The following is an 18947-nucleotide window of genomic DNA, read 5'->3' on the forward strand; positions in this document are numbered from 1 at the left end:
TTCCTTCTGATTTGCACCGGATCTGTGTATAATCCCGCACCGTGTATGATAACGAAACTGCTGCAGCTGAATCAGAAGAGACCTTGAGACCATAATGGAAGATCACTGGATATTACGCCGACGGGAGGATGAAGAAGGTTACCCCCGTAAGACGTTTAACGACCCCGACTCGGAGAATTACGAATCGCAGTTCCTGCGCGATAAAGCCCGGATTATTCACTCGTCCGCCTTCCGCCGTCTGCAGTCGAAAACCCAGGTCTTCTCACTGGGAGACAGCGACTTCTACCGTACCCGCCTGACCCACACCCTCGAAGTGGCACAGATTGGGGCCAGCATCGCTTCGCAATTGCGGTTTTCCGGTCATCGGGATCAGATCTCCACTCTGATTCCCTCCAACAGTTTGATCGAGGCCATCTGCCTGGCTCACGATCTGGGGCATCCTCCCTACGGGCATGGCGGCGAATACTCACTCAATAAATTCATGTATCAGGACGGCGGCTTTGAAGGCAACGGACAGACCCTGCGTATCGTCTGTCGCCTGGGCGAATTTTCGGAACAGCATGGTCTCGATCTCACCCGCCGTACCCTGCTGGGATTATTAAAGTATCCCGCCATCCATTCCCAGGTCGCCAACTACGACCAGGTCCAGGCGAATCACAGCGACACCAGTTCAAAACTCGCCCTTTACAAACCGCCTAAATGTATTCACGACGATGACGCCGACCTCCTGGAGTGGATCATTAAACCTTTTTCGGAATCCGACCGCGCAATCCTCACCGAACTCAAGTCAAATCCGACCGGGCACGCCAAAACGATCCGCAAATCCTTCGATACGTCGATCATGGAACTGGCCGACGACATCGCTTATGGCGTGCATGACCTGGAAGATGCCATCGCCATGGGACTGGTCTCTCACCGGATCTGGGAAGCCGAAGTCATGGAGCAGCTTCCGAATCATTCCGGGACGGAACTGGCCGATATCATCACCCGTTATACCGAGAAATTGTTTTCCGGTTCGCATAAACAACTCAAGCACGGCATCAGCAATATCGTAGGCGGGCTGATCCGCGATATCGAAATCCGCGACCTGGAATCAGGTGAGCATGAACTGATCCGCTTTAATGCCTGCCTCACAACCGACTCGGCAGCGATTCTGAATATTCTCAAGAACTTCGTTTTCAAGCACGTCATCAAACAGCGTCAGAATCAGATCCTGGAACTCAAAGGGCAGATGATCGTGGAGAAACTGTTCGAAGCAATTCTCGAGAATCCGGAACGACTGCTCAAGCCGGACGAATTCGAAAGCTTCAAAGTCACCGGCTCCAAACGCATCCTCTCAGACTACGTCTCAGGCATGACCGACGTGTACGCCAGCCGGCTCTACAGTAACCTGTTTCTACCTCAGTCGGGTTCGCTGTTTGACCAGCTCTGATGCAATCGCACCTCAGTCGGCCGGTTGAGGCAAAAATTCCAGGCGGACCGAATCCAGTAGTTCCACCGGGACCTTTCGTCTCGCGTAACCGGCGGCGCCCCAGATACTGGTGCAGGAAGAGCTTAATAAGCCAGACTTACCGGCATCGTTTATAGTGAAAACTTCCACACGCTGTTTCAGGCTGGTCGTGGCATAATAGTACCAGCTGACGGTTGACTGAGACTTGGGATCCTGATTTGCTGGTGCACGCTCCTGAAATTCGAACGTCGACATCGTCGAACCCATACCCGAATAGAGATTCCCCCGCTGGCTTTCAAAATGGATGAGCAGAGGACTCAGGACGTGGGAAGTAAACTTCCGGGCCTGCCCCTTGACCGGAAAGACAATCTCCGGCACTTGTTGATCCAGTGGCGTCTCACGCGTCGGTAATTGAAGTTGCTCAAAGTAGATTGTCTGGGCAGCAACATTGGGCAACAGTTCGAAATGATCGATCTCGCTGAGAGGCAGCAGGATTCGGATGGGGGGAGTTCCGATGTTACCGGAAGACCAGCCACCTCGATCCAGCTTGATTCGCCTTCCCGACTTGGAAACAACCCATAACGTCGCTTTCAAATTCTCTCCCTGAATCAGATCGATGATCGTTTCGGAAGTATTCCGCTTGTTTTGGGCCTCACCATAAAAGCCTTTATTCGAACTCCAGCCTATATGATTGCCGGACTCCAGGTATTTAATTTCCAGCGTCGCTCCGGCATGTTGTATGGTCACTCCCACCTGGGCCGGAATCTTGTACCGAAAATGGTCCGACTCGTAGTTATAGACCTTTAGCACCAGATCGATCGTCCTTGGCAACCGCTCCCACAGTGAGAACAGATGAAATCGGCGGGAATCATCCCAGATAAAGCCGGCACCATATTGAAAAGTCGTTAAAGGAACCTTCGTCTGTGAGTCCAGCACGTTGACCTGTTCCAGATCAAACTGTGACTCGGCCGGAGACACCAGTTCAATCAGTGCGTGATCCATGTAAGAGGCATTGGAAAGTTCAGGCAAGGGGCCGCTGGTCGATTTGACGGAATGACCTTTGCCATCTTCGCTGAGGAATGTGCCGTCCGCCTGTCCGCGAGAGACACTCCCGATCGCATAGCGGTTCTCATCCAGGTCCAGTTCCAGGCTGCGGGTTCCTTCTGCTTTCCTGAGCAGATTCGATTCCGCAGCCGTGCGGGTGAAGTCCCGTGGACGCGACCAGGTTTTCCAGACCAACACATCGGGTAAGGTCCCCTGATGGGACTTGGATTCAAACCAGCCCAGGTTCTGAAACTCGGCCTGATATCCTTCAGGATAAGACTGGCTGCTCGTACGAAAAACGGTGTCAAATACGGGCAGTTTCACGGTCCCCTGGGCATCGGTGATCAGGCCGACATACTGTAGATTCAGGCTCGGATCCAGATAGTGGTCCTTTACGCGGTTGCATTCGATTGTGATGGCGGAGACTTCGATACCCGCGGCCGGTTGTCCTGTCCCCAGTTTGTAGGTCTGTGTCAGCATGACCGGTGCATTCTCCAGAGACTGTTGAATCAGTCGCTGTGCTTCTTCCCGATTACCCTGGAGGCGATACCACGTCCCCAGCAGATACTGGGCATAGAAACATTGAGGGTTCTGTTTCAGAATCGCGGTCAGCTTGTCACGCGTTTCTGTATCGTTGAATACTCGTTTATCGCTTCGCATATGGAAATAGGTCTGTGACAGTTGCTTGCACTCTTCAATGACCGCTTCTTCTTTTTTATCAAGTTGAAAAGCCAGATTCCTCCAGCCGCCGATCCCCTCCAGCGTAGTAGAAGTAACCGGCTGTGTTTCCGGTTGAATCCCCGGCAACATGATCAAAGCAATCAGCAGCACCAGGAACAGGGCAGGGTACCGCAGGCGATCTGACCGAAAGAGCGACGCATCCATCAATCGCCTGATTCGCCGCGCGGTAGGATGTTCGCGATGCACAAACCCGAGGACCAGCGGCTCCGCCAGTCGGCTGTGTTGACGAGCCGCAGCCTCAATCAGCGTTTCACAATACCGTTCCGGCAGAGCCAGCTCTCTGGCCAGCAGCAGGTCATCGCAACAGTCCTCGCGGGTCTGTCTGAGCGAACGGCGTAACCACCACAGTGCCGGATGAAACCACCAGACGATACTCACCAGCGTTTCAAACCAGCCAACCAGCAGGTCCCGGCGACGGACATGTGCCAGCTCGTGTGCGAGCACAATCGTCAGTTGATCCGCCTGCAATTCCTCTGCCAGCCCGCGGGGTAGTACAATCGTCGGACGCCAGGTGCCGATGGCAAAGGGGCCGTCTGTTTCGTCGGAGATCCGTAACCTCGGGACCCTGCGCAGTCCGATCTGTTCCGCAACCTGACTCAACTCAGTCCACAAGGCGCCTTCTGTTTCAATCGTACTGTCGCGAACAAGGCGTCTGATACGTCGGTATTGCAGCAGCAATCGCCCCACAACGAACAATGTGCCCGTCAGATAGAACAACATCAGCAGCGGCGCCCAGCGAAAGTCCTTGTCTGGCTCAGGAGCAGTTGGCACGTTTCGCTTGAGAGGAGCGGGTTCTGCTTTCGCTGTTTCCGCAACTGCCGGAACAGAGGACTGTGCTGCTGTAGCAGCAGTTTTCTGAGGAGAGATCACAATCGGGGGAACGTAATCTTCATAAACTACAATCGGCGGTCCCGGGGCAATGGTCGGGTGGTTGCGAATTTCGGAGTACTGCGTAAAGACCCCAGTTGCAAATCCATAAAACGGAGGAGTGGCGAATTTGACGAGCACAATCAGCAACAGTGCATACCGCAGGGGAGAACTGGTGAAACGCCGGGTCAGCAGCAGTAACACAAACACGAACAGAGCTACAAACGCAGCCTGCACTCCCGCCACCAGCAGGAACGTGCTCCCGGTATTTACGGTTTGCTGGAAGAACTCACTCATGACCGATCTCCCTTTTTCTTCTGTTCGCGCAGATCATCCAGCAATTCCTGTAACTGGGTGATTTCCTCTTCGCTTGGCTTCCGCGTTTCAAAGAACGACGACATGAAAGCCAGCGTGTCACCACCGAACACCCCCTGAAACAGGTCGTTTAACAGATGCCGATACGCCCGCACCGACTCCCGGGTAGCCCGAAACAGAAAGGCTTTCCCTTTGTCCCCCTTGCGCTTCGTCACCAGCTTGCGGGCCTCCAGCCGCTTGAGCAGCGTCATCACAGACGAAGGCTCCATCTTCCGCACCGGCTCCAGCGCCTGGCTGATCTCTTTCACCGTGGCCTCCCCCAGCTGATTCAGGCAGACCAGGACATCACGTTCCGCATCCGGGATTTTTTGTTTGGACTGATTCATGCCTTCATTAATAACGACAAATGTCTTTTTGTCAATAAGGAAAACGACAATTGTCAAAATGAAGATTGCTTTGAGCAATGCAGCATTTACCGGCCCAGTTTCAAGGGATCTCCACTGGCAGGGATCTGGCTCAGATAGGGATTTCCGTTTCGCATGAACAGCCCCTCTCGATTCAGTTTTTCTTCTCCCTTCACATAGGTCGCGACCCACTCCTCTTCGCTGATATGTGCCTTGCGGTGCTCAATCAACAGACTGTCTTCGGAGAGAAATTCTGCGATCAGTGGGAAAAAATTGTTATAGCGACGATGACTGTATTCGCCATGCTCCAGATCGGGCACAACATTCGATCCCCGGTAATACGTGTTTACCGTCAGTAAGCGGTCGCCGGGGTTAAGTTTATATTGGTGTGCAACGCGGTCGGGAAAGGCCAGCAGAGCCACGCAATCCAGTTCGTCTGTGTAGGCGGCAATCACCAGCTTGCCCGAAGTCGGCATGACCATCGCAGCCCGGCTGTCTCCCAGACGCAGATGCTCTGCCAGCAATCCCTCTGGATGTCGGATGCGGGAAAAGAGCCTCATGAAAAAAGGGAGTTCTTTTTTGAACGCCATTAATTTGCTGCGACTCAGTGAGATGCCCCCCGGATCGCTGGCATAAGAGTTATCATCGTGATATTTCGACATGAGATCAGATGCATGATTTCCATTTTACAAAGGATATGAGTAAGCCTGTCTGAATAGTGACAGATTCCCTGACTTACTGCAAAGAGAAAGTAGTGGATTATTCAATTAAGATTCACGAGCTCAGCTGGATCCGGATCACTTTCTTCAGAAAGAATATCCAGGGACCTCTTTGAACCCGGAAATCGATGCCTTATTAAAACACCTGGTCGCAGTACCGATATCTTGATTTTCATACAGCTGCCCTTTTGCTGTTTTGTCATTTCTTCGTATCATGGAGATGACCCGCCGCAAAGTCGCACGCATCCACTGAGGAGAATCAGCAGATGAACCTGACGAAAGAACGCATCATCACGCTGCTGGCAGTCATCGCCAATGGCATCCTGGGAGCAACCATCGGCAAGTTTTCCGACAGCAGACTCTGGGAAGCGACGTTCGCCGTCCTGATGTCACTGCCGGGAATGCTCGTGATCTGGAATAAGGAAGCGTTGTCCGTCACTGGCCTGACACGAGGTCTGCGACGCGATTCACCTCCATCACTGCTGGACTTGATCGGCTGGTTTTTCCTGCTCGTCATGCCGATACTCTATGTGTACGAACTGAGTAAGTTATAAATTCAGTCAGCCTGCAGATCGGTTATCCTCCCTGGATCGTATTTTTTATAGTTCTGAGGACTTTTTTAACTCGGCCCAGGTAAGAAATAACGGTAGCCGATGTTGTACCGTGACCTTATTTTCTGGAACATCGACAGCAGAAAAGATAAATTAGCCGCAGGGCATTAGCCTCGGTTGGGCTGTCTTTGGTATGCTTCGTTCGAATTAAGAAATACGACCTGGTCAGTTATCCCGCTAACGTTGAATCCTATTAGAAAGTCAGAGAGTCATGTGCACACGCGCCGTCTATTTTGGCAAGGAAAACCAGATCGTCACCGGCCGGACAATGGACTGGAAAGAAGAGATGCACACCAACCTCTGGGTCTTTCCGCGTGGTATGGACCGTGATTGTGGACTGGGAGAGCACTCCATCACCTGGACCAGTCGCTATGGCAGCCTGGTAGCCTCCGTTTACGAAGGCGGGACAGCCGATGGCATGAATGAGAAAGGGCTGGTGACCAATCTGCTCTATCTGGTGGAATCAGAATACCCCCCGGCAGACGACTCACGACCGGCCCTGGTAATCACCGCCTGGGCTCAGTACGTCCTCGATCAGTTTGCCACCGTAGCCGAAGCCGTTGAAGAATTGAGTCGAGAAGAATTCCGCGTTGTCCCCGTAGTTGCACCGAATGGCGCCGAAGGCACCGTGCATCTTTCGATCTCGGATCCAACGGGAGATTCGGCGATCCTGGAATACATCAACGGGAGCTTGCGAATCCATCACGCCCGCGAACACCAGGTGATGACCAATTCCCCCATCTTTGACGAACAGCTGGCTCTCAACCGCTACTGGCAACAGATCGGCGGTACGGTCATGCTGCCGGGCACCAACCGGGCCGCGGATCGCTTTGCCCGGGCATCCTTTTACGTCAACGCCTGTCATCAGTCAGCCGACGCCCGCGAAGCAGTGGCCAGCGTTTTCAGCGTGATGCGGAACGTAAGCGTCCCCCGTGGCATCAGTACTCCCGATCAACCCAATATCTCCACAACCATCTGGCGTACCGTGAGCGATCAGAAGAACCGCGTCTACTTCTTCGAAAACACAGCCAGTCCCTCACTGGTCTGGATCCGTTTGAGCCAGCTCGATTTCAGCGCAGGCGCCCCAGTCCAGAAACTGACCCTGGACGGCAACCCCGACCTGGCCGGCGACCAGTCCCACGGCTTCCAACCCGCAGAACCATTCCAGTTCCTGGTTCCAGTGATGTAATACTGGTCCCAACCTCTACCTGAGAATTTGCACTGCGATTACACACCCCCCAGCTTTCTTTGTCTACCATTACTCTCGTTTTGCGCGATTAGAGTTCTGTGTATATTTTTGCCTGACAGGCTCGGTGGTCCTTCCGCAGTATTTCATAACCAGGTTAAGAAATGCATCATTTTCGCCTAATTGTGTATCTGGCTCTAAGTATTCTATTAGTAATAGGTTACGAATAGAATGAAGAACAAATTAAAGGAAATTGATGGAAACTTCTTTTTTCATCGGTAAGTGTCCGCCTTTACATACGAATGCTCTTAGTGGGATGTGTTCATTTGTAATTTGACACAGGCGAAATCACCCGGAAGTGTGATTTCCGGTGGTTGCTCATTCCTGATGCGAAGACTTCTGGTCCAGCGTCGTTCGCCTTTCCTGGCTGTCGAGTCATTTTCCCGCTGCGTACTTATCGTATTGTTCCGATTTATTTCTGGTTACGTTGAATGAAAGACTGATTCATGAGTATTCCAAGACGCTCGCGATCACATCGAGGTTTTACCTTGATCGAACTGCTGGTGGTCATTGCCATCATCGCTATTCTGATTGCACTCCTGCTGCCGGCTGTACAACAGGCTCGAGAAGCGGCCCGCCGCAGTACCTGTAAAAATAATCTGAAGCAGCTCGGTCTCGCACTGCACAACTACCATTCCACGTTCCAGATGCTGCCCCCCGCTTATGTACGTGATCCCAATGTGGGAGATGATGAAGGCCACTGGACCTGGTCCGCCTTTATTGCCCCTCATATTGAATTAACCTCGGTCTACAATGCGTTCCAGGTGGGAAACACACCGGCCAGCTACGCATTCGGCAACAACATTCAGGCCATGCAACAGACTTACCCCGTATTTCGCTGTCCGTCCGATACCGGACCGGCAACGCATACGGAAGCCGGCTACACAATCGATTATTTTGTTTCTGGTAGCCGGACATCCAACGTCGGTGTCTCGGTCACCAATTATGTTGTCTCGAATAACAATGCCTATCACCGTGCGACCCGGGCGACCAACTATCTTGATGGCACCACGGGAGGCACCGGCGCATTCTGGGGTAACAGTAATTGTCGCTTCCGCGATGTGACCGACGGCTTGAGCAACACGATCCTGGCCGGCGAGCGCGCCTACCAGATTCCGGGCAATCCCATGTATGCGGGTATGCTGTTCGCCGTCCGCGACAATCTCGGACTGGGACCTACGTGTACCAATTGTACCGGAAACACCGCTGCGAACCAGGGGCTGCTCAGCATTACCGGCACCACTCATTTCGGTATCAATCCGATCTCCTCAACCGATCAGGCTAATGGCGGATACAGCAGTCGGCACGTGGGCGGAGCTCAGTTCCTGATGGGCGATGGTGCAGTTCGCTTCATCAGCGAAAACATCGATACGAACATCACCAACGGGGGCGTCGTCGACAGCACACTCGAACGTCTCTCTTCAATTTCGGATGGCGCCATTCTCGGCGAATATTAATCCGCACCGCTGTTTTCTCAAGCGGCCGGGAGCCTGACGCTCCGCGGTCGCTTTCGTTTCGCAGTGCTCCCCGCGCTGATGAACCCGCCACCTTCTCATTCAGATTCATCAAGGTTCTATCACATGTTCGTTTATCGTCTCGGAAAAATCTTCAGCGTCCTGATCCTCGCCTGTGGAATGTGTGCCTGCAGCGGCAGCGATGGTCCCCAACTGGGCCAGGTTTCAGGAGTCGTGACTCTCGACGGGGAGCCACTGGAATATGCCCAGGTTACATTTCAGCCTGAAAATGGTCGTCCCTCGGTCGCAGAAACCGACAGTGCAGGAAATTACTCTTTGTCTTACACGGGCACCAGCACCGGGGCCTTGATTGGTGCTCACAAGGTCGTGATTACTTCCGCCATGGATGCCTATTCGGACGAGACCGGCGAAGGTAAAGACCGGAAAGCACGTGCCGAACTGCTGCCGGCAAAATATCATACCCAGACCACGCTCACAGCTGAGGTGAAGCCGGGCAGCAATCAGATCGATTTCCCGCTCACTTCGAAGTAACAGCGTCTCCCGCAGGATATCCGCGTTGCACACAATTAAATTGACGCAACAGAAACGGGTGAGTACATTGGATTCCCGGAAGCACTGCTCTGTTTTTCCAAAACCATAGCAGGCTTCCTGATCCATCCCATTTCTGCTTAGCATAAAGGTGCTCATTATGTCCGCTCAATCTTATCTGCTTACTGTGGCCTGTCTGCTGGCACCGGTATCGGTCTTCGCGGGAGCACCGGAAGCCATTTCCGCAGACCATTATCAGCAGACGCTGGCCTCAGATGATTTCTCCGGGCCCGAACTCGGCAAGCAGTGGCGCCTCTATAAAGGCTCCTCAGTCGTGAAAGCTGGTGTGTTGCAAGGCGTCGAACTCGAAGGGGGCGGACACGCAGCCGTCCATCAGTTGAAGACCGAACCCTACAGCGATGTCGAACTCACCGTCGATCTCAAGTTCGAGGGTTCACCCTACACGAATCTGACCTTCAATCAGCATAAATTCAAAGGCTCACATGCAGGCCATCTCTGCCGCGTGGTGGTTTCGCCCACAAAAGTCACACTCCGTGACGGCAAGACCGGCGTCTTCAATAATGAGATCTTCAAGAAACGTCAGAATAAAGAAAAACTGACTGAAGCCGAACAGGAGATCCTGGAACGCTCCCAGGCCGTCTTCCCGGTCAAACTGAAAAAAGGCGAGTGGTACACCGTCACCGTCCGCATTAAAGGGGACCAGATGCAGGCTTTCATCGACGGCAAGCTGATTGGCTCCCTCCGTTCCCCAGGCATTGCCCATCCCACCAAAGACATGATCGGCCTGGTCACCCCCAAACAGTCGATCCATTACGACAATGTCAAAGTCCGTGTACCTTAATCTTCCACGAGAGGAGAGGTCATGTCTGATGAATTCATCACCATCGCCACGACAAGCACCCCCACCGAAGCCAGCCTGATCCGCAACCAGCTGGAAGCGGAGGGAATTCGGGTCTATCTCTCAGACGAAGAGGCCGTCGGTATGGCCTGGTATCTTGGGAATGCACTCGGCGGAATTAAGGTTCAGGTCGCTTCTGAAGACGCCGATCGCGCTTTTGAACTACTCGATGAACACGATCCGGTGACCATCAGCGAGGAAGACTGGAAAACCGTCGAAGGCTTCGAGAACGGCTGGGACGAGGATGAAGCCACGGAAGACGATGCACAAGAAACCGTTGTGGAATCGGCTGCTGAGCGAGACCTGGATCAGGAGGTGAATCGTGCTTTTAAAGCCGCCGTCCTGGGCATAATATTTTTTCCGATCCAGGTCTATTCATTTTTTCTGTTGCTGGATATTCTCTTTACCGGTCTTGCGTTGACTCCATCTCAACAGAAAAAAGTAAGTATCAGTTTTCTGCTGGACTGTTTCGTTTTGTCGGCCTGGTCATACATCCTGTTCTTTCGCGGTTATTAATCCCAAGAAGAAGATGGGGGCCTGGCTGTTCACAATGGCAGCATCAGAAAGACAACGGCATCACTCATGGCCACCAACCTGTTCGGCATTCTGGCAATCCTCTATGGAATCTGCATGGCAGTTTTTGCATACGCCAGTCGGATTTCCTTGTTTCAGTTCACACATTCAGACTCAACTGGCATGGTCTGTTTAATCGGGGCACTGTTCTTCCTCTTTCCATTTCTAGATACATACGAGGGATTTGGGTTGAATTATGTCGACAAAGACATCGACCCTTTTTCACCGAGTGGTGATAATCATCGGCGACTGATGCAAAAGTGCCGTGTTTATCATGCCTGCTGGTACCTGCCGGTTGGGTTCATGTTTGGTACTTTCATTGCCTGGCTGATTTTTCCTGATTACATTCAACCCCAGTACTCAATACTCTCCGCGTTTGCTGCTCTCAGTGGTCTCTGGTTTATCTTCGTCTATCCTCAGGCAAACAAACTCTTCAACTGAAACAACTTCTTGAAAGCGGCATTTTCAGAAACTGAGTCCTCAATTTCTGAAATTGAGTGGAATAGAACCCACCTGAATTAGATCTCTATCAGTGAACTCACGAGACTTTTATTACTGAGACCGGGAATTGGTCCTGTCGATCTGAGGTGATGCGCATGCAACAGACTTACCGGCGCTGTCGTTCTCTCTTACTGTTGACTCTGGTCTTGTACCTGCCGGGCTGCAGTTTCTCGTACCCATTGTTCCTGCAAGGTCAGCTACTGGCCGGGGCAGAGCAACAGGCCGTGCAGGGGACCACTGTGACTCTCCTTCTCAGAGACCGGAAGTATGCCTCCACAACCACCGATACACAGGGAAACTGGAACCTGAAAGTGATGCTCAGTGATTCCGAATTCTGGCCCGGAAAAGAGGACCGGCACTGGATCAAACCGGACAGGCTCAAGCTGCGAATCGAAAACGGCGGTCAGACCTACATGGTTCCCTGTCCGCGCGTAGCCGCTCCGGAATCAGGCGGCGAAATCTATGCCTTCGTTATGACGGTACTCAAGGCTCATCCGGAACCGGAAAAGCAGGAGACGCTGCCGCTGGAAGCCCTAAAGCCCGTTCCAACTGATATTTAAATCGATCTGAAAAAATCGTTCGAATTGAAAATTATTTCGGAGTTCCTGTCGATCGCCCCTCGTGCCAATCGACTACAGGGTAGAACACCATTCTCCCCTGTCTTCAAGGAACATCCGATGAAGCCCTCCGTTACCTGTGGCTGCCAAAGAGTCTCGCGCCAGTCAGCGTGTGCTGCGGAACATTCACCGTCGCAGACTCGTCTCGCATGGTTCCAGCAGGCCTCGATGACACTGGTTTCGGCATTCCTGTTGATTCTAATGCCCAAGTGCCCGCTCTGCCTGGCAGCCTGGATTACCTGTCTGACGGGTGTCGGGCTTTCGCTGACGGTGGCCTCCTGGCTGCGTCTGTTCCTGATTGGGGGCAGCTCTGGTGTTCTGATTCTGGTGATTCTCATACGGTTGCGGCGTGTGTTCGCAACTCGGCTCACAACAGAGAGAACCCTTCTGTATCACAATCAACCTGAACTGGAGAAGCGATGAACTCAACCGAACAGACGCTGGCACATCCGGATGTGGTTACCCACGACGCATGGCGCACACAGCGACTCGAATTACTGGCAGCAGAAAAAGAACTTACCCGGCACCGGGATCGCGTCAACGCTCAACGACGGCGCCTGCCGATGGTGAAGCTCGAAAAGGATTATCGGTTCGCAGGTCCTGAAGGCCAACTCGGTCTAATCGATCTGTTCGCGGGTCGTCGTCAGTTAATTGTCTATCACTTCATGTTCGCGCCGGACTGGAAGCAGGGCTGCCAGGGGTGTACCATGCTGGTCAACAGTCTCGGTGATTTGTCTCTGCTCAATAAACGGGATACGACATTCGTTCTGGTTTCCCGAGCACCATTGGAGAAACTTCAGAAATATCAGGCCGAACAGGGATGGGACCGCACCTGGGTCTCTTCATTCGAAAGTGACTTCAATTACGATTTCCATGTCACTCTCGACGACACCGTTGCCTCGCCTGAATATAACTATCGCAGCCAGAAGGAACTGCAGGAGCGTAAGGAGGCAGAACCGTTTTTCCTCTCGGGCGAACTGCACGGCGTTAGTGTCTTTTTCCGCGTGCACGACGACGTTTATCACACCTATTCGACCTACGCCCGGGGATGTGAAAGCCTGACCGATTCCTTTCGTCTGCTGGACCTGACCCCCTATGGTCGCCAGGAAGAATTCGAAGATTCCCCAGCCGGCTGGCCCCAGAAGCCCACTTACGGTTAACCGGGAGAAAGAGGAATATCAGCCGACATCAATGCATTTACAGCAACCGATGTCGGCTGCTTCGTTCGAAATCAGTTCCGCTACCGTTTTTCTCTTTGAAACTCCCCCTGCAACAAGCTTACACTGGGTGTCAACACCTGCTCTCTCTGCGTAAGTTTTCTGAAGTAGAACATCTGAGATACGACCGGCGAATTTGACCGATGTTTATTAAACAACTGGAATCTCTGCGCGGGATTGCTGCGTTGATGGTCGCGCTCAGTCACTGTCTGATCGTGTTTACCGTTGATCAGAATCCGATGATCTGGACGACCAGTCTCCGGGAAACGCAGGGGACCCAGGCCTTCCTTACCAGACTGCTGCTGATTCCCTGTAACGGCGGCGCCGCGGTGACGGTGTTCTTCGTTCTGAGTGGCTATGTCCTGGGACTGTCGCTCGATCGCAAGCCTCGGCAGTCGATGACGTATCTGGCGTTCTATGTGAAACGCGTCTTGCGAATCTATCCCGCGTATCTCGTCTGTCTCACGCTGATCATAGCTTCCATCATGGGATTCCATACTTACCAGCGGTTCCCGAATACGTCGCTCTGGTTTCAGGAGTGGTATCAGCAGAATATCACCTGGAACAACGCACTGGCCAATTATGCCCTGCTGGAGACAAACCTTAATCAGATTGCCTGGACGCTGAAAGTAGAATTGGTAATGTCGTTCGGCTTTCCGCTCTTTTATCTCCTCAGTCGAAAACGCGCACAGAAAGGGAATTATGTCATCCTGCTAATTCTGATGGCACTTTCCTGTATTCTACCGGGAATTATTTATCTGCTGTATGGGTTCGTCTTCTACCTGGGACTGATGCTGCCGGCCCTGATAGAAAAACTGAAACAGGCAGTCGCCCCGTCAGCCCGGCACACCCTGTTTCTGGTCAGTGTCATCGCTCTGCTGTGTGCCCGCTCCCTGTTTGCACCTCAGGAACGCTTTTTTACCGTCCTGCTCGAAGCACTGGCTGCAGCCACGATTATCGCCATTCTGGCGGAAGGAACCGTCAAGGTCTGGGGAAGCCGCCTGCTGGATTTACCGCTGGTCCACAAACTCGGGCAGATTTCGTATTCTTTTTACATCTATCACTTCATCATTATGTACTGGCTCGCCTGGGGACTGCTCCATCTGGTCAGTGTGGAAACCACAGCGAATTATCCACTACTGTTGAGCCTGCTTCTGGCTGTCGTTTCAGTCCCCCTCACTTTCGTGGTAGCCCAGCTTTCCTATCAGGCAGTAGAACGCCCGATGATCGGCTGGGGCGCCCGCCTGGCAGAAAAAGTGACAGACCTGGCCCGAGCCTCTACCGCCCGCCTGCGTCTACAGAGAAAATAGTACGCAACAGGCCTGATGATTCAGCAGGTGCTCACGAAAGGTCTGTTTTCTGCCCGGCCTCCCATTCCTCGACCGCTGCTGCTTTCGTTTTTCGTCGCTCTTCCTGGCAGTGTATTGTCGCGCTGTCATACATTTTCAGAAGTAATTCTAAACATAGCAGGAAAAGGCACAGGCCCCCTATGACCTTGACGAGCTCAGGCAACTCAGTCCTCAGGAGAATCACAAAGCCGATCAGTCCTGCACTTCCCCAGGCCACGAGCAGGTAAGTCATCACTCGAAAATCCTCACGCGCCCAGATTCGCTTCTGAATCATACCTCGTTTGGGAATACTGTAACGCAGGAAAAGCCACCAGCCGATTGTCATTGCTGGGAGTATCAGGAAACCAAACTGACCCTGATACCATGAAATCAAAATGACAGTCGGCGTTAATATGGCATTCAGGGGGATTCCAATCCGATCATAACGTCTGCGGGTGATCAGAATCTCTTCCGATCCCGGAGTGCGGAGCTCCGTCTCAGGGGGTTTAAGCAATTGCAGACGCTCCTCAAGCGGGATCGCGACCTGGAAACAGAATTGGTTCCAATGAATTTGAGCGGTTTCCTTGAGTTCACGATGGAAATAGCGAATCAGCCAGAGCCGATCCTCAAAATGATAATACTTGAGATTGATCACAACGCTATTGGGACGGGAATTCAGAAAAAGTTCGGAGTCGCTTCCCCATCTGGCCTCCGTCACCTCTGAAAGGTTGACCTCTTGACGCTGAAAGACCTCCTGCAGCGTCACGATATTATCGTGAAGAGAGAGCGAAACATTTCGATAGACCATTATTCCCCACAGGGCAATCAAGCCAGGGATCAATGCCAGAGATCCCACAAATAGGAAACCAGAAAGATACATATTGAAAGGGTCATCAAGCACGATCAGAATTCCAATCCCCAGGAAGCTGATCAGGCAGAGAATCAGCGACCACAGTTCCCCGTACAGATATTGCTTCGATGGCCGGAAAATCAGAGGGTCATTTCCAGAGTCGGGTGAAATATCAGTCAGATCGATCATGGTGCAGCACCTTCCTGGTCATGGGGGAGTAGTTTAGCAGAACCCGACTCCCATTCTTTCACCGCACTTGCTGTTTTTTCGAGATCTTTCTGAATCTCCCTGCGATACATCAGGATGACTCTCCCATACAGACCAGCTGTCCAGAAGGCTGCTATTGTCGATCCAAATCCTGGACTGAAAGGTGCCGAAAGTAAATCGAGCCAGAACGGAATCCAGAATGCCAGCCAGGCCAGCGACCACCAGAGAAGAAATTTCCACGTATTTATAAATTCTCTGTCTGCACTCACTGACGGCACATATTCTCCTTCCCTGGGGGTTGAGAAGCGAAAAAACCAGCAGGCAATAGAAACCAATGGGAATAATAAAAAACCAGGTCGGGAGAAAAACCAGGCAGACAGAATTCCAATTATTGCTGCGATTAAGGTCATCCGAACGATGAGACGGTCCCAGTCCTGCCGCGTGTGGAGGACATCATCAGCACGCGGTTTGCGCGGCTTATCGCTCAGCTTGTTTCGTAGTGGTAATGCAATCTTCAGACAGAACAGGGGCCAGTTCTCCTGGATCTGGTGTGGATATCGAAAAAGAAAATATTGAATCAGCCAGAGTCGGTCCTTGTTACTGAAGTAGTATAGATTGATCCTGCCCGTTGCAGTGTCATTTTTGACTTTGATCTGCCCATGTGAAAACAGAGACCAGTGGACCACCTCAATTTCAGACAGTTTCAGTTCGCGTTTGGAGTAAATGGAAACCAGGCTTAAATCTCCCTGATGGAAAGTAACTGAAACGTACTTCCAGATGAGGATACCCCAGATTGAAATGCAGGCCATTAACAGCCAGAAAATTCCTGCAAGCAACCATGCATAGACTCCACGATCTGGAGGTGCGCTCAACCACATTGCATATCCAAAACCGGAAAAAATCACTGAGAAAAATATCAGGTTGATGATTCCCTCTGTTCGAAACGTTTTTGGTGGTCGGATAACCCGTTCGATTTGACCGAAGGGGGAAATGTCTTGAATCTCTACAGGCCGGTCTGTCATTCTGCGGGACCTTGTTCAGTGCGGCTTTGGAAGTACGCTGCTTCCGCTTCCCACTCCCGCGCCGCCTGTTCCGCTTTGATTAAGTCAAGCTGCTTTCGCTTTTTTTCTGCTCGCATGATAACTGAAATCATTACGGGAAGAAGTGCGACAGTCGATACCAGCATCCAGGTGTTTTTTGATGATGTTGGCATTTCCAGTCGCTGAATGAACAGAAAGCTGAGAAGCAAGACTCCCCAACAACCCATTAGGACGAATACCCCTCTGTTTTCCTTATCGGCGATAAGTCGTTTTTGAATACGTCCTTCCCTTGGAGTCACTATTTTAAACATGAACCAGAACATAAGACAGAGCACAGGCAGGATGAATAGTGCGAAATCATGGTGTGTGAATACGACAACGATTCCTGCGACAGTGGAAACAAGAATTAAGGGAATGAGTATGCGATCATAGCGCTGTCGCGTAATCATGATTTCATCCGGGCCGGGCGGCGGTACCACCGTATGTTTCTCTGGTCTCAATCGGTTGGCTGCATGCAGGCAGTACAACGGCCAGTTCTCCTGAATCGCTTCAGGAAAGACCTGACGAAAATAGCGGATCAGCCAGACCTGGTCTTCACGGCTGAAATGACTCACAGTGAGAGAGACCGTTTCAAAGTGATTTGTATGAACACGTAATCCGATGGGGAACAGTCGCCAGCAGACTTTCTGCACCTCTACGAGATCGATGACTTTACGAGAAAATATACTTTGAACGGTGATGGTTCCCGATTCAATTGTAAGTGAAACTTTTCGGTATTTCAGCAACATCCAACAGGAGAGAATCGCAGGAACGCTCCATAACGTGACTGTAAACAGGATGACAAAAATATGACGATCTGGTGGTGTCGCCATTATCATCAAACTACACCAGGCTATGCCGATAAGCGTAAAAAAGATCAGGGAAAATAACCCGCCATCGCGATAATCCTTTGGAGGGTGAAAGGTCAGCGTTTCATTATCAGGGGTAGGGGTTGATGCTTTATTCGCAATATCTACATTCATAATTGACAGGCACTGTTCGAGTAGAATACCAGGCGGTCTCTTTGAATAGTGAAACGCTGTTGGTCGTCCTTGGATCAATTATTCTGCCTGTGCTCAAGATATTCGTAAAAATTTGATGAAAAACGTTTGTTTTGTTTTTCAGGTGAGTTCATTTTACGTTCCATCCACCGGCAAGCATCAGGACTAACAGGTAACCCCACACGGGAGAAGTAAATAGAACGACGGCACTGACGAGGATGAGAGAGACTGTGATTCTGGATGAGCGATGCTTACGATAGGCCATGTAGATTCCCCCTCCCCAGATGCTGATGAACAGCAGGGGCAGCAGACGAAACAGGTAAACCATAAACCGCCCTCGAGGAAAGAGGGGCCTCAGTAGATAGGGGAGTCCGAACAACACGAAAGCACCACCGATCAGAGTCGCCAGTAGTAATCCTCCAGACCAGAATGCTATAATCTGCCAGGGGAATGTGGTGCTTATATTAGATTTATCTCTGTCTGCAGAATGATCAGATCGATTCATGGAACACCCTTTCAAAATGAATCAGCAGAATTGTAACAAACTCTGGTGACTCACAGGAATTAATTCTTACGCCGGACTTCTTGAGATGCAGCTACTGATCCGAAAGCCCGACTCCTTGCAGATACTCCAGTTTATCGAATCACAGGCACAGCAGGAGTTTACCTATCCTCATCGGGAGGCCACCCGCAATCAGTCGCCCCCTGCTGGATTCCGCGTCGATCACAATCGCATCCGACTGGGGCAGGGGGCAGCAGTCTATGAACAGGCAAAACAGGCCCTGGCGGACTGGCAGCATTATCGCTTTGACTGGCTGTATCTGCATCGCCCCGACGCACCGCCGGCCGCGGGACAGACCGTCGCCGCACTGGCACATGTGCTCGGAATCTGGGTTCTGAATGCCTGTCGGATCGTTTACGTACTGGAAGAAACAGAGCCCTTCACCCGCTTCGCATTTGCCTACGGCACGCTTCCCGTCCACGCCGAGTGTGGCGAAGAACGTTTCCAGGTAGAATGGCACCCCGATGATGATTCCGTCTGGTACGATCTCTATGCGTTTTCTCGACCAAACACGCTGCTCTCTAAAATTGCCTACCCCTATGTCCGCAGCAAACAGAAACAGTTCGCCCGCGAGTCTCTACAGGCCATGCAACAGGCCGTCGCGAAAAAATCGAATTAAACGCAGATTCCGGCTGTAGAACTGCTAAACTGGTTTCCGTAAAACTGTCAGGTCCGGTTGAGGCAAATCCCAGA

20 protein-coding genes are annotated in these 18947 nt (G+C 51.9%); 13 read left to right on the forward strand and 7 right to left on the reverse strand.

What is annotated here, in order from left to right; translation table 11 throughout:
* Positions 1-94 precede the first annotated feature (94 nt).
* Positions 95-1432, forward strand: coding sequence for an anti-phage deoxyguanosine triphosphatase (locus RID21_RS29085; protein ID WP_350195096.1), 1338 nt, complete (start codon positions 95-97; stop codon positions 1430-1432).
* A gap of 12 nt (positions 1433-1444) precedes the next feature.
* Here RID21_RS29085 and RID21_RS29090 read toward each other — a convergent pair whose 3' ends face one another.
* From RID21_RS29090 to RID21_RS29100, 3 genes are all read right to left on the reverse strand, one after another.
* Positions 1445-4399 (reverse strand): M56 family metallopeptidase, encoded by a 2955-nt coding sequence (locus tag RID21_RS29090; RefSeq protein ID WP_350195098.1) that lies wholly within the window; start codon positions 4397-4399, stop codon positions 1445-1447.
* Positions 4396-4803, reverse strand: a complete 408-nt coding sequence (locus tag RID21_RS29095; protein WP_350195100.1) for a BlaI/MecI/CopY family transcriptional regulator — start codon at positions 4801-4803, stop codon at positions 4396-4398. Before RID21_RS29095 ends, RID21_RS29090 begins: the two co-directional genes overlap by 4 nt.
* A gap of 86 nt (positions 4804-4889) precedes the next feature.
* Positions 4890-5483, reverse strand: a complete 594-nt coding sequence (locus tag RID21_RS29100; RefSeq protein ID WP_350195102.1) for a hypothetical protein — start codon at positions 5481-5483, stop codon at positions 4890-4892.
* Positions 5484-5806: 323 nt separating this feature from the next.
* On the opposite strand from RID21_RS29100, the gene RID21_RS29105 reads away from it, so the two are divergent.
* The 11 genes from RID21_RS29105 (at position 5807) to RID21_RS29155 (ending at position 14537) form a co-directional block, all read left to right on the forward strand.
* A complete protein-coding gene (locus RID21_RS29105; protein WP_350195104.1) occupies positions 5807-6094 on the forward strand; it encodes a hypothetical protein in 288 nt (95 codons plus the stop codon).
* 268 nt (positions 6095-6362) lie between these two features.
* On the forward strand, positions 6363-7340 hold the full coding sequence (locus tag RID21_RS29110) for a linear amide C-N hydrolase (RefSeq protein WP_350195106.1): 978 nt from the start codon (positions 6363-6365) through the stop codon (positions 7338-7340).
* A 503-nt stretch (positions 7341-7843) separates the two neighbouring features.
* Positions 7844-8854 carry a DUF1559 domain-containing protein gene (locus RID21_RS29115; RefSeq protein ID WP_350195108.1) on the forward strand — a complete coding sequence of 337 codons (1011 nt, stop codon included), beginning with the start codon at positions 7844-7846 and terminating at the stop codon, positions 8852-8854.
* Between the two features lie 123 nt (positions 8855-8977).
* Positions 8978-9403, forward strand: a complete 426-nt coding sequence (locus RID21_RS29120) for a transthyretin-like family protein (RefSeq protein ID WP_350195110.1) — start codon at positions 8978-8980, stop codon at positions 9401-9403.
* Between the two features lie 157 nt (positions 9404-9560).
* Positions 9561-10262 (forward strand): 3-keto-alpha-glucoside-1,2-lyase-like domain-containing protein, encoded by a 702-nt coding sequence (locus RID21_RS29125; RefSeq protein ID WP_350195112.1) that lies wholly within the window; start codon positions 9561-9563, stop codon positions 10260-10262.
* 21 nt (positions 10263-10283) lie between these two features.
* Positions 10284-10835: a putative signal transducing protein gene (locus RID21_RS29130; RefSeq protein ID WP_350195114.1), complete on the forward strand. Its 552-nt coding sequence runs from the start codon at positions 10284-10286 to the stop codon at positions 10833-10835.
* 66 nt (positions 10836-10901) lie between these two features.
* Entirely contained in the window at positions 10902-11333 is a 432-nt protein-coding gene (locus RID21_RS29135; RefSeq protein ID WP_350195116.1) for a hypothetical protein, read from the forward strand.
* 155 nt (positions 11334-11488) lie between these two features.
* Positions 11489-11953, forward strand: a complete 465-nt coding sequence (locus tag RID21_RS29140) for a hypothetical protein (RefSeq protein ID WP_350195118.1) — start codon at positions 11489-11491, stop codon at positions 11951-11953.
* Positions 11954-12070: 117 nt separating this feature from the next.
* Positions 12071-12433, forward strand: a complete 363-nt coding sequence (locus RID21_RS29145) for a hypothetical protein (RefSeq protein ID WP_350195120.1) — start codon at positions 12071-12073, stop codon at positions 12431-12433.
* Positions 12430-13170, forward strand: coding sequence for a DUF899 domain-containing protein (locus tag RID21_RS29150; protein WP_350195122.1), 741 nt, complete (start codon positions 12430-12432; stop codon positions 13168-13170). The genes RID21_RS29145 and RID21_RS29150 overlap by 4 nt, the downstream gene beginning before the upstream one ends.
* Before the next feature lie 200 nt (positions 13171-13370).
* Complete coding sequence (locus RID21_RS29155) at positions 13371-14537, forward strand: acyltransferase family protein (protein ID WP_350195124.1); 1167 nt, start codon at positions 13371-13373, stop codon at positions 14535-14537.
* 31 nt (positions 14538-14568) lie between these two features.
* Here the strand turns inward: RID21_RS29155 and RID21_RS29160 are convergent, their stop codons facing one another.
* From RID21_RS29160 to RID21_RS29175, 4 genes are all read right to left on the reverse strand, one after another.
* Entirely contained in the window at positions 14569-15594 is a 1026-nt protein-coding gene (locus tag RID21_RS29160; RefSeq protein WP_350195126.1) for a hypothetical protein, read from the reverse strand.
* Entirely contained in the window at positions 15591-16421 is an 831-nt protein-coding gene (locus RID21_RS29165) for a hypothetical protein (RefSeq protein WP_350195128.1), read from the reverse strand. The genes RID21_RS29160 and RID21_RS29165 overlap by 4 nt, the downstream gene beginning before the upstream one ends.
* A gap of 209 nt (positions 16422-16630) precedes the next feature.
* Positions 16631-17674 carry a hypothetical protein gene (locus RID21_RS29170; protein WP_350195130.1) on the reverse strand — a complete coding sequence of 348 codons (1044 nt, stop codon included), beginning with the start codon at positions 17672-17674 and terminating at the stop codon, positions 16631-16633.
* A 148-nt stretch (positions 17675-17822) separates the two neighbouring features.
* On the reverse strand, positions 17823-18197 hold the full coding sequence (locus RID21_RS29175) for a hypothetical protein (protein ID WP_350195132.1): 375 nt from the start codon (positions 18195-18197) through the stop codon (positions 17823-17825).
* An 85-nt stretch (positions 18198-18282) separates the two neighbouring features.
* Between RID21_RS29175 and RID21_RS29180 the strand changes: the two genes are divergently transcribed.
* Positions 18283-18873 carry a DUF1990 domain-containing protein gene (locus tag RID21_RS29180; protein WP_350195134.1) on the forward strand — a complete coding sequence of 197 codons (591 nt, stop codon included), beginning with the start codon at positions 18283-18285 and terminating at the stop codon, positions 18871-18873.
* The last annotated feature ends 74 nt before the right edge of the window (positions 18874-18947 follow it).

The organism is Gimesia sp., from assembly GCF_040219335.1.
Taxonomy (GTDB): Bacteria; Planctomycetota; Planctomycetia; order Planctomycetales; family Planctomycetaceae; genus Gimesia.

Bases quoted from the DNA above. Each gene is read 5' to 3' on its own strand.
- RID21_RS29145 (WP_350195120.1), top strand. From the start codon at position 12,071: ATGAAGCCCTCCGTTACCTGTGGCTGCCAAAGAGTCTCGCGCCAGTCA.
- RID21_RS29155 (WP_350195124.1), top strand. From the start codon at position 13,371: ATGTTTATTAAACAACTGGAATCTCTGCGCGGGATTGCTGCGTTGATG.
- RID21_RS29115 (WP_350195108.1), top strand. From the start codon at position 7,844: ATGAGTATTCCAAGACGCTCGCGATCACATCGAGGTTTTACCTTGATC.
- RID21_RS29180 (WP_350195134.1), top strand. From the start codon at position 18,283: ATGCAGCTACTGATCCGAAAGCCCGACTCCTTGCAGATACTCCAGTTT.
- RID21_RS29110 (WP_350195106.1), top strand. From the start codon at position 6,363: ATGTGCACACGCGCCGTCTATTTTGGCAAGGAAAACCAGATCGTCACC.
- RID21_RS29170 (WP_350195130.1), bottom strand. From the start codon at position 17,674: ATGAATGTAGATATTGCGAATAAAGCATCAACCCCTACCCCTGATAAT.
- RID21_RS29135 (WP_350195116.1), top strand. From the start codon at position 10,902: ATGGCCACCAACCTGTTCGGCATTCTGGCAATCCTCTATGGAATCTGC.
- RID21_RS29085 (WP_350195096.1), top strand. From the start codon at position 95: ATGGAAGATCACTGGATATTACGCCGACGGGAGGATGAAGAAGGTTAC.
- RID21_RS29120 (WP_350195110.1), top strand. From the start codon at position 8,978: ATGTTCGTTTATCGTCTCGGAAAAATCTTCAGCGTCCTGATCCTCGCC.
- RID21_RS29105 (WP_350195104.1), top strand. From the start codon at position 5,807: ATGAACCTGACGAAAGAACGCATCATCACGCTGCTGGCAGTCATCGCC.
- RID21_RS29090 (WP_350195098.1), bottom strand. From the start codon at position 4,399: ATGAGTGAGTTCTTCCAGCAAACCGTAAATACCGGGAGCACGTTCCTG.
- RID21_RS29095 (WP_350195100.1), bottom strand. From the start codon at position 4,803: ATGAATCAGTCCAAACAAAAAATCCCGGATGCGGAACGTGATGTCCTG.
- RID21_RS29100 (WP_350195102.1), bottom strand. From the start codon at position 5,483: ATGTCGAAATATCACGATGATAACTCTTATGCCAGCGATCCGGGGGGC.
- RID21_RS29125 (WP_350195112.1), top strand. From the start codon at position 9,561: ATGTCCGCTCAATCTTATCTGCTTACTGTGGCCTGTCTGCTGGCACCG.
- RID21_RS29140 (WP_350195118.1), top strand. From the start codon at position 11,489: ATGCAACAGACTTACCGGCGCTGTCGTTCTCTCTTACTGTTGACTCTG.
- RID21_RS29160 (WP_350195126.1), bottom strand. From the start codon at position 15,594: ATGATCGATCTGACTGATATTTCACCCGACTCTGGAAATGACCCTCTG.
- RID21_RS29175 (WP_350195132.1), bottom strand. From the start codon at position 18,197: ATGAATCGATCTGATCATTCTGCAGACAGAGATAAATCTAATATAAGC.
- RID21_RS29150 (WP_350195122.1), top strand. From the start codon at position 12,430: ATGAACTCAACCGAACAGACGCTGGCACATCCGGATGTGGTTACCCAC.
- RID21_RS29165 (WP_350195128.1), bottom strand. From the start codon at position 16,421: ATGGCCTGCATTTCAATCTGGGGTATCCTCATCTGGAAGTACGTTTCA.
- RID21_RS29130 (WP_350195114.1), top strand. From the start codon at position 10,284: ATGTCTGATGAATTCATCACCATCGCCACGACAAGCACCCCCACCGAA.